The sequence below is a fragment of the Nitrincola iocasae genome (assembly GCF_008727795.1).
GTDB classification, from domain to species: Bacteria; Pseudomonadota; Gammaproteobacteria; order Pseudomonadales; family Balneatricaceae; genus Nitrincola; species Nitrincola iocasae.
The window spans coordinates 987,412-1,001,535 of sequence record NZ_CP044222.1; the positions used below are offsets into that span (position 1 = coordinate 987,412).

General features: G+C 51.9%; 12 protein-coding genes. All 12 read left to right on the forward strand.

What is annotated here, in order from left to right; genetic code table 11:
* Positions 1-21: 21 nt before the first annotated feature.
* The 12 genes from F5I99_RS04660 to F5I99_RS04715 all read left to right on the forward strand — a co-directional run bounded on the left by F5I99_RS04660 (position 22) and on the right by F5I99_RS04715 (position 13,956).
* Positions 22-1,059, forward strand: coding sequence for a hydroxymethylglutaryl-CoA reductase (locus F5I99_RS04660; RefSeq protein ID WP_151053875.1), 1,038 nt, complete (start codon positions 22-24; stop codon positions 1,057-1,059).
* On the forward strand, positions 1,056-2,087 hold the full coding sequence (gene fni / locus F5I99_RS04665) for a type 2 isopentenyl-diphosphate Delta-isomerase (RefSeq protein WP_151053876.1): 1,032 nt from the start codon (positions 1,056-1,058) through the stop codon (positions 2,085-2,087). The genes F5I99_RS04660 and fni overlap by 4 nt, the downstream gene beginning before the upstream one ends.
* Before the next feature lie 15 nt (positions 2,088-2,102).
* Positions 2,103-3,269, forward strand: a complete 1,167-nt coding sequence (locus F5I99_RS04670; RefSeq protein WP_151053877.1) for a hydroxymethylglutaryl-CoA synthase — start codon at positions 2,103-2,105, stop codon at positions 3,267-3,269.
* Entirely contained in the window at positions 3,269-4,261 is a 993-nt protein-coding gene (locus F5I99_RS04675; protein ID WP_151053878.1) for a mevalonate kinase family protein, read from the forward strand. Before F5I99_RS04670 ends, F5I99_RS04675 begins: the two co-directional genes overlap by 1 nt.
* Positions 4,239-5,189, forward strand: a complete 951-nt coding sequence (locus F5I99_RS04680) for a mevalonate kinase family protein (RefSeq protein WP_225307556.1) — start codon at positions 4,239-4,241, stop codon at positions 5,187-5,189. The genes F5I99_RS04675 and F5I99_RS04680 overlap by 23 nt, the downstream gene beginning before the upstream one ends.
* 190 nt (positions 5,190-5,379) lie before the next feature.
* Entirely contained in the window at positions 5,380-6,705 is a 1,326-nt protein-coding gene (locus tag F5I99_RS04685; protein WP_191905950.1) for a sensor histidine kinase, read from the forward strand.
* Positions 6,702-7,148 carry a response regulator gene (locus F5I99_RS04690; protein WP_151053880.1) on the forward strand — a complete coding sequence of 149 codons (447 nt, stop codon included), beginning with the start codon at positions 6,702-6,704 and terminating at the stop codon, positions 7,146-7,148. Before F5I99_RS04685 ends, F5I99_RS04690 begins: the two co-directional genes overlap by 4 nt.
* 26 nt (positions 7,149-7,174) lie before the next feature.
* Positions 7,175-8,476: a diguanylate cyclase gene (locus F5I99_RS04695; RefSeq protein WP_151053881.1), complete on the forward strand. Its 1,302-nt coding sequence runs from the start codon at positions 7,175-7,177 to the stop codon at positions 8,474-8,476.
* Between the two features lie 7 nt (positions 8,477-8,483).
* The gene (mvaD, locus tag F5I99_RS04700) at positions 8,484-9,479 is read left to right on the forward strand and encodes a diphosphomevalonate decarboxylase (protein ID WP_151053882.1); all 996 of its coding nucleotides are present in this window, start codon (positions 8,484-8,486) and stop codon (positions 9,477-9,479) included.
* Entirely contained in the window at positions 9,472-11,823 is a 2,352-nt protein-coding gene (locus F5I99_RS04705) for a DNA polymerase II (protein ID WP_151053883.1), read from the forward strand. Before mvaD ends, F5I99_RS04705 begins: the two co-directional genes overlap by 8 nt.
* A 172-nt stretch (positions 11,824-11,995) precedes the next feature.
* On the forward strand, positions 11,996-12,901 hold the full coding sequence (rimK, locus tag F5I99_RS04710) for a 30S ribosomal protein S6--L-glutamate ligase (RefSeq protein ID WP_151053884.1): 906 nt from the start codon (positions 11,996-11,998) through the stop codon (positions 12,899-12,901).
* Positions 12,902-12,903: 2 nt separating this feature from the next.
* Positions 12,904-13,956, forward strand: a complete 1,053-nt coding sequence (locus F5I99_RS04715; RefSeq protein WP_151053885.1) for a succinylglutamate desuccinylase/aspartoacylase family protein — start codon at positions 12,904-12,906, stop codon at positions 13,954-13,956.
* Positions 13,957-14,124: the final 168 nt, after the last annotated feature.

Genomic DNA, 14,124 nt, shown 5'->3' on the forward strand with positions numbered 1-14,124 from the left:
GTTTCTTTGGTTCGGGAATCTATGAAGTCTCATAAAATTCTACAGGCCCCCATCCCTATGCGTTGGGTAGGCCCCCTGAAAATCACCGGCCAGACTCTGGATGAAAAAATCAGTGTGCCGCTGGCAACTTATGAAACCCCTCTGTGGCATTCAGTGGGTCGTGGTGCGCGTGTCTCTGTACTGACCGACGGCATCCTCACTACAGTGATAGATGAGCGTATGACCCGCTCAATTCTGTTGGAAGCTGATAATGCCATGGTTGCACATCAGGCGTTGCAATCGATATTGCAGCGCAAAGCAGACATGAATCAGGTGGTTGCCACTACCAGTCGTTTTGCCCAGTTGATTGATATGCACAGTCAGATAGTCGGCAATCTCATCTACCTGCGGCTTGAATTCACTACCGGTGATGCTTCAGGTCACAATATGGTCACAAATGCGGCTGACAAGCTGATTCCCTGGATTTTGCATCACTACCCGCAGCTACGTTACTCATCGATTTCTGCTAATTATTGTTCTGATAAAAAAGCCACGGCCGTGAACGGTATTCTGGGTCGGGGCAAATATGTGGTCAGCGAAATACTCATCTCAAGAGATTTGTGTGAGCGTAAACTCAATACCACCCCGGAAAAAGTGGTTGAGTTAAATGTGCGTAAAAATCTGATTGGAACGTTGATAGCCGGTGGGCTACGCAGTGCCAATGCGCACTATGCCAACATGCTGCTAGGTTTTTATCTGGCGACCGGGCAAGATGCCGCTAATATTATTGAAGGGTCTCAGGGTGTGGTGCATGCCGAGGTTAGAGATGATGCATTGTATTTTTCCTGTACCTTGCCGAATTTGATCGTTGGCAGCGTCGGTAACGGCAAAGGCATAGACTTTGTCGAGGAGAATCTGCATAAACTGGGTTGCCGTGAAGACCGTGTGCCGGGTGAAAATGCACGCCGTCTGGCCGCTATTTGCGCCGCAACAGTGCTTTGTGGTGAGCTGTCGCTGCTGAGTGCCCAGACCAATCCGGGAGAGTTGATGGAAGCACACATCCGGCTGGAACGCCCATGAGCGACCAGACCAATACCCGTAAAATTGAACATATCCGGGCAATAGAGCAGGACGCGCTAACCGATCGTCAGGGTAACTGGTTTGACCGCATAAGACTGACTCACCGTGCTTTACCCGAGTTGTCCCTGATTCAAATCGATCCCAGCTGTCGTTTTCTGAACAAAACGCTGAGTTTTCCCTTGCTGATCTCCTCCATGACCGGGGGTGATCACGAATTGGTTCGTTGTATTAACCAGAATTTGGCTGAGGCCGCCGAGCGTTGCCAGGTGGCTATGGGAGTCGGTTCGCAGCGGGTGATGTTCAGTTCCCCGGAAGCTCGGGAGAGTTTTGCACTGCGCCGCTATGCACCCACCACGGTACTGATTGCTAATATTGGGGCTGTACAGCTCAATTACGGTATGACCAATACCCAGATACAGCAAGCGATTGACGTGCTGCAAGCGGATGCGCTGTTCCTGCATCTGAATCCTTTGCAGGAAGCGGTGCAGCCTGAAGGAGATACCAATTTTACCGGTCTGACCGAGTCTATTGGCCGGTTACAGTCGTATTTACAGGTACCCATTATTCTGAAAGAAGTGGGGGCAGGTCTGTCTCCGGCTGATATTCAGGCAGGGCTGGAACAAAATATTCGTTTTTTTGATCTGGCTGGTTCCGGGGGGACCTCCTGGAGCCGCATAGAGCATCACCGCCGTCTGGATCAGGGAGCCGATATTGGTCTCAAGTTTCAGGACTGGGGATTGCCGACGCCGCTGGCATTGCGCCAGGCCGAACCCTTTCTGGATAGCGCAACATTGATTGCCAGCGGTGGTATCAGAGATGGGATTGATATGGCGAAATCTGTTATACTCGGCGCCTCGCTTTGCGGGGTGGCAGCGCCCCTGTTACAGCCTGCGATGGAATCGGCCGATGCCGTCGTCGCAGCTATTGAAAAATTGCGCCGTGAATTTGTTACAGCGATGTTTCTGCTCGGTATTCCAAATACTGCTGCACTGTTCAGGAACAAAGCGCTTATTGTCGAAGAGCGTTAAGGAACGAAGCCGACTATGTCAGTAGGTATAGACGAAATCAGTTTTTATACGTCCAGCTATTTTCTGGATTTGAGGGCGTTGGCTGAAAAACAGCAGACTGATCCTGAGAAGTACTATGCCGGAATCGGTCAGGAAAAGATGGGCATGGCCGCGCCAGATGAAGATATTGTCACCATGGCGGCCAATGCTGCCCTGCCCATTATCGAGCGGGTTGGAGCAGACGCGGTGGACACCATCCTGTTTGCCACTGAAACCGCTATAGATCAATCGAAATCGGCTGGCGTTTATGTGCACCGTTTACTCGGTATGCAGGCTAACTGCCGTGTAGTTGAGCTGAAACAGGCTTGCTACAGTGCCACCGCCGCCTTGCAGATGGCCTGTGCCCTGGTTGCACGTCGACCGCAAAGCAAGGTGTTGGTTATCGCCTCGGACATTGCCCGTTATGACCTGAATACACCTGGTGAAGCCACTCAAGGTTGTGGCGCGGTTGCCATGTTGATCACCCAGAGTCCGCGGATTCTCAGTGTGTCTGCGGATGTGGGCAATTATACCGATGACGTGATGGACTTCTGGCGACCGAACTATCGCACTACTGCACTGGTTGATGGTAAATATTCCACCAAGATCTATCTGCGGGCGCTGAAGAAAACCTGGGAAAATTTCACTGCGGTCAGTCCACTGCAATTTAATGATTTCAGCTATTTTTGTTATCATTTGCCCTTCAGTCGTATGGCTCAGAAAGCCCATCAGCATCTGGCCAAACTGAATCACTGTGCGCTAACAGCGGAAGAGATTGAGCTGCAGATAGCGGATACCCTGCGTTACAATCAGGCCATAGGTAACAGCTATACAGCGTCTATCTATATCGGTTTGTGTTCATTGCTGGATAATCTTCAGGATGACCTCAGTGGTAAAAACATTGCCTTTTTCAGCTATGGCTCTGGCTGTGTGGCCGAGTTTTTTGCCGGCCAGATTCAACCCGGTTATCAGGCATATCTGCATACCTCGCGGCATCAGGCGATGCTGGCGCAGCGCCAGGAAGTTGATTACGACGAGTACCTGTCACTGTATCACTATGCTGATCCTCAGCAGGGTGAAAGCGTGGAAATGCCTCACTCCACCAAAGGGCAGTTCCGGCTTGCTGCTATCACGCAGCATAAGCGTGAATATATTCCCTGCTAATGCGTGCCGCCTCAGCACCCGGTAAAATTATTCTTACAGGAGAACATGCCGTGGTGCATGGCGTGCCAGCCACTGCCATGGCGGTTAAACGCCATATCCGTGCGTTGCTGCTTGAAGACGATAGCGGTGTACTGCGTTGGAAGGATCCTTTCAGCGGTCGGCAAATCAGCTATACCCACGCACAACTCCAGCAACGGTCCGAACTATTGGCGTTGCGTTATGACGCCTGGCAACAAGGTCATCTGGCTATTCATGAGATTCTGCCGTCACCAACGGATTTGCTGGTGTATAGCGTTGCTCAAGCCTTGCAGGGCACAGATTTACCTGGTGGTGATCTGACCTGGCGTTCCGATTTACCGGTTGGATCGGGCATGGGTTCGTCGGCGGCCTTTATTGCCGTACTCCTTCGCTTATTTTCCCCTGAGGTGTTGTCTGCTGAAGCCCTGATGCATCAGGTGCATTTCTGTGAGCGTTTACAGCATGGTAAAGGCAGTTATATTGATGCGGCCGCTGTCAGCTTGGGCGGCTGTGTAGCCGTTCAGGGTAAGAACCTGACCTCTTTGGCATCCCCGGCATTGGCTGAAGACTGGTACTGGATATTCACCGGGGTACCCTTGTCGAGTACGGGAGAATGTGTCGACAGGGTTCGACAGCAATTCAGTCACTCGGAGATCTGGCAGGCGTTTGCAGCTATAGCCCGGCAATGGCACACAGCGACAGTTACTGAGCGCTCTGAACTGGTACGCGAAAATCACCGCTTGTTATGTCGGCTGGGCGTAGTGCCTCGGGCAGTACAAGCGTTGATCCAGCAGATTGAAAGGCTTGGCGGGGCTGCTAAAATTTCCGGTGCTGGCAGTATTCATGGAGAGGCTGCCGGGTTGGTATTGGTCTGGTTGCCGGGGCTGAATCCAGCCGCATTAAATTTGCCAGAGCCGATGCACTGGGGTGTACTGGAAGAGGAGGTGCAGGGTGCCGTCAGTTTCCGCCTTTAAGGTCTCCGCACCTGGCAGCACCATGCTAATGGGTGAGCATGCGGTACTACAGGGTGAAGTCGCATTGGTCTGCGCGGTAGATGCGCGTATAGAGGTGACATTGCGGCCACGTTCAGATCGTCAGGTGCATATACACAGCAGCCTGTGTCAGTATCAGTCTGACCTTGATCGGTTGACACCTCAGCCGGCGCTTAGTTTTGTGCTCGCCGCTGTGTCAGCCTATCGCACGCAGTTGCCATCAGGCTTTGATCTGATCATCGAATCAGGCTTTTCTTCTACTATAGGTCTGGGATCTTCGGCCGCCGTGACGGCTGCCATGGTCGTGGCGCTGGAGCATTTTGCGTCTATCGAATCCACACTTCTAGAGCAGTTCCGCAGCGGCCTGGCTATTATTCATACAGTACAGGAAGGGCGTGGTTCTGGAGCTGACCTGGCTGCCAGTCTTAGTGGCGGGATAGTGTGTTTCTCACCCTCACCTTTGCAGATCGAAGCCTTGCAGTGTCCGGATGGACTCACCCTGTCACTTTTCTACTGTGGCTACAAAATGAAAACGCCCGAGGTGCTGCGTTATGTGGAATCTCGCTGGCAGCAAGAACCGCAGCTATTGCAGCAGCTCTACCGTTTGATGGGTGAAACCAGTTTGGCAGCTGTCCGTGCATTAAAAGCGGCTGACCTGATAACACTGGGGCGGTTAATGCAGGTGTATCAGGGGTTGATGGATGCGCTGGGTGTCAATGATGCTACACTGGCAAAAATGCTCGCTGATTTACGTCAGGATTCTGCAGTGCTGGGTAGCAAGATCTCCGGTTCGGGATTGGGGGATTGTGTGCTTACCTTAGGTAAAACCACACCACAACCTCTACAGGGGTTCAGCCAAATTTCCATCGCACCAGCTAAGCTAGGTGTGATGCTGACACCTTGCTGCTAGGTTGCCTGCATTTTTCTTTTTATGCTCTGGCTTGCAGGTATTAGTCCAACGGTGGCTGGTGAATTGTTCCAAGTCATTACATCATGCGGTTTTGCTCGTATCTTGATTTAAAATGTGTTTAATTTAAATGCGTTAGATCCGCGGATTAGATGTAATGCCAAGTGATAATAATTTTAAAACACACTGTACCATGCGTAGATTAAATCAGTTGTTGTGCTTTATGGCACTGTTTCTGTCCGTGACCTGTACAGCAACTGACCACCCTGACAACAGTCTGTATGATTTTTTTCAACAGCATGACTCGGTTATGCTGTTGATTGATCCGGATACCGGCACAATTGAAGATGCCAACCCGGCCGCTGAAGCGTTTTATGGCTACAACCGTGAAACACTTTTGACGCTATCAATTCACTCACTGAATACTCTGACGCCAGCGCAGGTGGCTGAAGAGATGCAAGTGGCGACCGCGCAAGGGCGTAACTATTTTGTTTTTCGCCATGTACTGGCTGATGGTGCCGTACGCACCGTGGAAGTGCGTAGTCATCCTTACCGGTTTGACGGGAAGTTGCGTTTGCTGTCAGTGATCAATGATATCACTCCAGGACGCCATGCTGATCAGGCGCTCTGGCATTATCAGGATCGTCTGGAAGAGATAGTTGATCTACAGGTGCAAGCCTTACAACAAGAAAAAGCCAATCGCCAGCGATTGCTGTTTGTTGCTGTCTTATTGCAGATGTTGGCTATAGTTGTGCTGATCATTCTGTCTATCAGTCTGTTTCGTACCCAAAAAGAACGCACCAACTTGCTGCACCAACAGGAAAAAACCAATCGGGAATTGCGTCGCCTGAATGAAATTATGGCACACCACTTTCAGGAACCGGCACGCCGCCTGGTTAGCTTTGCTCAGCGTTTGTACAAAAAGGGCCTGGTAGAGGCTGACCAGGATGTGCGTGTATCAGTTGATTTTATCCATCAACAAGCGTTGCGCTTAAGTTATCTGGTGCGTGATATCCAGCGCTATCTGGCGCTGGACCAGGCCGATGCAGCATCGCAACATCTACACTTATCAGAGGTTATTGCGCAGCAGATGCGAGAACCCGAGTTAAGTGAGCGTCTGAAACATGTCAGTGTAGAGCTGAATTTGGCCGAGGACTCGTTATATTTTCCGAAAGGCTATCTGCAGCAAATTCTCAGAATATTGTTTGATAACAGTCTGAATTATGCCTGTGCAGATAGCCCATTACGGATTGAGGTGAAATCTCTGAAGCAGCCTGGCCATACGCTGATCCAGTTTATCGACAATGGTTGCGGTGTCGAGCCGGAATACCGGGAACAATTATTTGAGATGTTTTCGCGCATTGTCAATGAAGCGGATAAGGCGTCCAGCACAGGTACAGGGATGGGACTGGCCGTGTTGCGTAAAATGGTCGAAAAGAAAGGTGGCTGGGTAAACGTCCATGATGGTATGGGCACTGGCCTGATGATTGAGTTTGCCATTGAGGACCCCACACCATGATTGATAAACCCTCCTTATTTAGAGTGCTGCTAGTTGAAGATGAACCGGCTGATGCACATCTGATTCGTCTGGCTTTTGAAGAGAATAACCTGCTGGTTGATTTGCGTCATGTTAGTGATGGCGTTGAGGCTTTCAGTTTTTTGCGTCGCCAGTCAGGCTATAGCGATGAAGCTCAACCGGATCTTATTCTGCTGGACCTTAATATGCCGCGAATGAATGGGCTGCAGTTTCTGGAAAAAATAAAGCAGGAGGTCGCGTTTCGCCATATCCCCGTAGTGGTTCTCACCACATCAGATTCCGAGAGTGACATAATCAGGTCCTATGATTTGGGCGCGTCGGGTTATGTTGTCAAACCGGTTGATATTGATGATTTTATACACCAGGTCAAGACGCTTGAAGACTACTGGATTACTTTGGTACGTCGCCCGCAAAAGCCCGGTTGATTTTTTCTGAGCAGGTAAAAGTTTGAATGACACAAGTCGAAGTACACGCTGAAAACAATGCGCCGGTAGTGCTGGTGATAGAAGATGAACCAGGTGATGCCCAGCTTATCAGGCTGCAGCTCATGGAACAGGATGTGTTGGCATATCAAATCGTGTTGGCAGGGTCTCTCAAGGATGCCGAAATACAAGTTAAGCAGCAAAACCTCATGCCAAATGCAATACTGCTTGATTTGAATCTGCCTGACTCAAGCGGTGTCGCTACTGTCAGACGCTGCTACCAGCTTTTTCCGGATGTGCCGGTAGTCGTGTTGACCGGCCTGGATGATCAGGCTGCAACAGAAGCCGCTATTGAAGCCGGTGCTGAAGATTATTTGAGCAAAGGCGCCGAAGGGCGCTGGATACGCAAAGCGATCCGCTATGCAATTTTACGGCATGAGCGTGATGCTTCGGAGCGCCTGGCTATGGCTGTGTTCCGCCATGCACGTGAAGCGATCATGATCACTAATGCCGAGCAACAGATTCTCCAGGTAAACACAGCCTTTAGCGACATCACTGGCTACAGTGCTGAAGACGTGATTGGGCAGACACCCGCACTTCTTAACTCCGGTCATCATGACGCTACTTTCTTTGAGCAGATGTTTGCCACGCTGGCCGCTAAGGGCAGTTGGGATGGTGAAATATGGAATCGCCGCAAAGATGGCAGTCTGGTGGTGGAAACCATGAACATAAGCGCCGTGCATGATGCGCGAGGCCAGGTTGTGCAATATGTGGCGTTATTCTCTGATATCACTCAGAAAAAGGCGGCTCAGGATAAAGTAAGCTACCTGGCTTACCATGATGCGCTGACCAATCTGCCAAACCGGACCTTGTTTATGGACCGTTTCCAGCAGGCGCTGGTGTCTGTACGCCGTACTCAAAGCTCATTGGCACTTGCCTTTATGGATCTGGATGGATTTAAAGCTGTTAATGATACCCATGGACATGCGGCCGGTGACTTTCTATTAGAAGCTCTGTCTGAGAAAATGAAGGCCTGTTTACGCGAAGACGATACTCTGGCACGTTTAGGGGGAGATGAGTTTTTATTGTTGCTCCAAGGGCAGTTGGATCAACAGACCACTGAACAGGTGCTGCAACGTTTGCTGACAACGGCTCATGAACCCATTGAATGGAAGGGGCGCACATTGGAAGTCTCGGTGAGTATAGGTGCGTGCTTTATCGACGGACAGTCGTTGAAAAGTCCGGAAGATTATATTACCGAAGCTGATGTGGCTATGTATCGTGCCAAGAAGCAGGGCAAAAACCGTTACTGTTTTACCAACAATACCTGAGGATTCCATGGATAAACGTGCCACTCTGGCTGGCTGGTTAACGACTGGCACAACTCCTTCAGCATCAGACGAACATTTTGCCCCCAGTAATATTGCTTTGTGTAAATACTGGGGAAAGCGGGATCAGCAACTGAATTTACCGGTCAATGCATCCTTGTCTGTGTCGCTGGGTCATCTGGGTACGCATACCCGCCTAGTGCCAATTGACTATCCGGCTGATGAAATCTGGCTCAATGGCGAAAAACTTGTGCCCTCAGCCCCTTTTTGTCAACGCATCAGCGCTTTTTTGGATCTGTTTCGCAACCCGGATCACTGTCATTTCCGTGTCACTACCCGTAACTCTATACCAACAGCCGCCGGGCTGGCGTCGTCAGCGTCGGGATTTGCTGCGCTGGCGCTGGCTGTCAACGACAGCTTTGCCTTGCAGCTCAGCAAGGAGCAGTTGTCGGTTGTAGCTCGCCTGGGGAGTGGCAGTGCCTGCCGCTCGATCTTTAGTGGTTTTGTCGAATGGCAGATGGGCCACAGGGAAGATGGTTTGGATAGCCACGCACTGGCATTGCAAAACCGCTGGCCGGGTTTGTGTATCGGTCTGATCAAGGTCGATGCCTCTGTCAAAGCCACAGATTCACGCAGTGGTATGCAACGCACCGTGGAAACTGCTCATCTTTACCAGAGTTGGCCGTTGCAGGCGGCGTCTGACCTGCAGCAACTGAAGCAAGCCATTACTGCACAAGACTTTGAACTCCTGGGCCGTACCGCCGAACATAATGCTTTGTCGATGCATGCCACCATGCTGGCGTCCTGGCCACCGCTGGTGTACTGGCAACCGGACTCGCTGAAAATGATGCATAAAATCTGGAAACTACGTCAGGATGGCCTGCCGATCTATTTCACTATGGATGCTGGTCCGAATCTGAAATTGTTATTTGAATCGACCTCACTGGAAGAGGTGATGCGCCAGTTTCCGGATATGGAAGTGATACAGCCGTTTGGTGATGTCTGACAGCATTCAGGGGTTTCCGTTAACCCGGCATCAGCGCGATACCCCTGAAGGAATTGAGCTGAGCTACTGGCTGGTGTCTGCGCAGGGTGCAAAACGTGTCAGCCTGCCGGGGCAGGAAGCGGTCTTGTTTGTGCAACAGCAAGACCAGAGCACCATAGCGCAGCAGCTACAGGACCTGCATGGCTGGCGCTGGCAAAACCTGGAACTAAAAAATCTGCTCGAGCAACCGGTGGCAGCGCTCTACTGCCGCAGTCTGACCACCTGGCACACCCTGGTAGAACGCCTTAAAGGTTCGGGTATTGTCATGATGGAAGAGGATATCCGCCCGGCTGATCGCTATTTAATGGAACGCTACATTTTTGCCGGTGCCGCCTGGGTCGAGGCCGGAGCCAAAAGCCGTCTGATCCCCATCGATATTCAGCCAGCCTTCCGGGTATTGTCGCTGGATATTGAAACCACCATGAAGGCTGATCGGGTTCTGTCCATTGCGCTGCAGTCGGAGAATTACGAACGCGTGTTGATGCTGGGGCCGGCATTGGGGTCGGAAGAGCCCCATTCAGTTATTACTTACTGTGCGGATGAAAAACGTCTGTTACAGCAGTTTGTCGTTGCGGTTCAAGATTTTGATCCAGATATCCTGATTGGTTGGAATGTCATAGGCTTTGATCTGCGTGTTTTGCAACGCCGAGCCGAGGTGTTAGGTGTGCGCATGCAACTGGGGCGTGATCGGCAGGCACTGCGGGTAGGCAGTTATGGTCAAAACCGTCACTATGCGCGATTGACAGGTCGCGTGGTACTGGATGGTATCGATACGCTGAAGGGCGCGACCTGGCAGTTTGAACGCTACAATCTGGAATATGTCGCCCAGACACTACTGGGACGCGGCAAAGCCATCGACTCAGTCAACGATCGCGGCCAGGAGATTCAGCGTCTGTTTGCTGAAGATCAGCCCGCTCTGGCGCACTACAACCTGGAAGATTGTCGTCTGGTCAGTGAAATCTTTGCCAAGGCAGGGCTGATCGACTACCTGACAGAACGCACCCGCCTGACCGGACTGGCGTTGGACAAGGTCGGCGGCTCTTCACAGGCCTTTGATAACTTATACCTGCCAGCACTGCACCGGGCCGGTTATGTGGCACCTGAATATGCTTCAGGACAAACCGGCGATCATGTGCCCGGTGGCCATGTGATGGAGTCGGTGCCGGGCTTGTATCGCAATGTGCTGGTGCTGGATTTCAAGAGCCTGTATCCCAGTATTATCCGTACTTTCCAGATTGACCCACTGGGGCTGACCCTGGGCTTAAACCAGCAGGAATCTACCGCGGATAACACTGTACCTGGGTTTTTAGGTGCGGCATTCAGTCGGGAACAGGCGATACTCCCGGGTATAATTGAACACCTCTGGCAAGCGCGTGACCGGGCCAAACAGGAAGGTAATGCGGCGCTGTCACAAGCGATCAAAATCCAGATGAATGCCTGTTATGGTGTGCTGGGTTCAGATGTGTGCCGTTTTTACGACCAGCGCCTGTCAGCCTCCATCACGATGCGTGGCCATGAGATACTGACTGAAACAGCCGCTCAGATTGAAACCGCGTTTGGCTACAAGGTGATTTATGGTGATACTGATTCAGTATTTGTCTGGCTGGGGGATGACTTGCCGGCAGAGCAAGCCGACGCCCAGGGGCCAAGATTAGCCGAGGCGCTAAATCACTGGTGGCAGGATAAGCTACAACAGACCTATGGCCTGAGCTCGGCATTAGAGCTGCAATATGAAACCTGTTATTTGCGCTTCCTGATGCCACGCATGCGCGACTCAGAGCTGGGCAGTAAAAAACGTTATGCAGGGCTCAGGCAAGCCGCTGATGGTAGCGACCTGTTGGTGTTTAAAGGGTTGGAGCAGGTGCGCAGTGACTGGACACGCCTTGCCAGAGATTTTCAGCAGGCGCTGTTTGCACAGATTTTTGCCGATCAGCCTTGCGAAGCGCTGATTAAATCCCGTGTGGCTGAATTACTGGCGGGTGAGCGGGATGCTGAACTGGTTTATCACCGGCGCTTACGCCGCCCGCTGGACAGTTATCAGCGTAATGTCCCGCCGCATGTACGGGCGGCACGTCAGTTGTGTCAGTGGTACCGTGATCAGGGCCTGCCAGCACCACTGCAACAGGGCGACACCATCACCTATGTGATGAGTGTGAATGGCCCGGAAGCCGCTGAAATACAGGCCTCCGCTATCGATTATCAACACTATATCGATAAACAGCTACGTCCTGTTGCCGACAGTATTCTGCCCTTTGTTGGACTGCAATTTGATGATCTGACCCGGCCACAGTTGTCGTTGTTCTAAGCCTGATAAAAACACTATTCCCTCAAGGCGATTACACGCTACAATTACCAAACCTGTTCAGGATTGTTCAAAATCATCTAGTCTGTAATTTGCGCATCAGTGATCACTGATAAACTGAAACCTATTTATAATCCCATAAAGCGTATCAGATCGCCGACGGCGGAGCCCCAGTATGAAAATTGCTATTCTTTCGCGAAATCCCAAACTCTATTCAACCCGTCGTCTGGTCGAAGCCGCCAAAAACCGCGGGCATGAGGTACGGGTTATCGATGCATTGCGTTGCTATATGAACATAGCCTCGCATAATCCGCAGATTCATTACCGGGGTGAAGTGCTGGAAAATTTTGACGCGGTGATTCCGCGAATCGGCGCCTCCATCACCTTTTACGGTACCGCTGTATTGCGTCAGTTTGAAATGATGAATGTCTACCCACTGAATGAGTCAGTGGCGATTTCCCGTTCCCGTGACAAGCTACGTAGTTTGCAGCTGTTGTCACGCCGTGGCATAGGCCTGCCGGTGACCAGTTTTGCCCACTCCCCCGATGATATAGAAGACCTGCTCAGTATTGTTGGTGGCGCACCGGCGGTGATTAAACTGCTGGAAGGTACGCAGGGCGTTGGCGTGGTATTGGCGGAGACCAATCAGGCCGCTGAGAGCGTTATCCAGGCCTTTATGGGATTGAAGCAGCATATTCTGGTGCAGGAGTTTATCAAGGAAGCAAAAGGTGCTGATATTCGTGCCTTTGTTGTTGGAGGCAAAGTGGTCGCGGCGATGAAGCGTCAGGCCAAAGATGGCGAGTTTCGCTCCAACTTGCACCGTGGCGGTTCGGCGGCACTGTGCCGGATTACCCCAGAGGAGCGTACCACGGCGCTGCGTGCAGCCAAGGTCATGGGGCTGAATGTCTGTGGTGTCGATCTGTTGCGCTCCAATCATGGCTCGGTGGTGATGGAAGTAAATTCCTCGCCAGGACTGGAAGGGATAGAAGCCGCCTCCGGTAAAGATATTGCCGATCTGATCATTGAATTTATTGAAAAAAACGCCAAGCCTAATCGTACTCAGACCAAAGGCCAGGGCTAGGCATGGGTGCAAGTTTCAAACCCAATCAGCCGATCACCATCGGTGGCCAAACCCTGCAGCCGGGTGAGCGGCGCACGGTCGATCTGGTAGTCGGTAAGCTGTACACCCACACCGAGGCGATTATGCCGGTACAAGTGATCTGTGGTCGTCAGGCAGGTCCTGTGTTGTTTATCTGTGCCGCCCTGCATGGCGATGAGATCAACGGTGTGGAAATCATCCGCCGTTTGCTGCGACTGCCTGCTCTGAGGCGCGTGAAGGGTACGCTGATGGCTGTGCCAGTCGTCAATCTGTATGGCTTTATCAATCAAAGCCGTTATCTACCCGACCGACGCGATCTGAATCGCAGTTTTCCTGGCTCAGCCAAAGGCTCGTTGGCTGGGCGCACCGCGCGTTTGTTTATGAATGAAGTGGTGAGCAAGGCTACCCACGGCATCGATCTGCATACAGGCGCGATCAACCGCTCCAACCTGCCGCAGATCCGCGCCAATTTGGATGATCCTGAAACTCTTGTACTGGCCAAAGCCTTCGCCACTCCGGTTATCCTCAATGCTCCCTTGCGCGAGGGCTCCCTGCGCCAGGCAGGGTATGAGAGAAAAACGCCGATACTGGTGTACGAAGCCGGTGAAGCGCTGCGCTTTGATGAGGTATCCATCCGCGGCGGTGTGAATGGCATTCTCAGTGTGATGCGTGCACTGGAGATGTTGCCCAAATCGCGTAAAGCCGGATTTAAAGAGCCGTTAGTCGCCCGTTCCAGTAGCTGGGTACGCGCACCGCAAAGCGGCATCTTCCGTGCCAATGTCAAAGAGGGTGAAAGAGTCACACGGGATCAAACCCTGCTAGGTATCGTCGCCGATCCCTTTGGTGAGTCCGAAGAGGAGATCTGGTCTCCCTTAAGCGGTATCGTGATCGGGCTGTTGAAGCTGCCGCTGGTGAATGAAGGCGATGCCATTATCCATATCGCCCAGTTTCACCGTACGGATCTGGTAGCCGATCGGGTGGAAAGCTACCAGGAAGCGCTGGTCGCTGAGGATCATCCGTTTGCTGATCAGCTTTAACTGTTTCATGTGGTATAGGGCTAGGATCGTACCTGTCTGACTCGCCGTAAACCCATCCCTGGCTGACCCTGTGCGCCATCCATGGCGCACAGGGTCAGCCAGTTCCGATCCCATCAGCCCTCTCAAACCTGGGTGCCAGCATAAAGTCTAAAACCCCTAAGCCTTCTG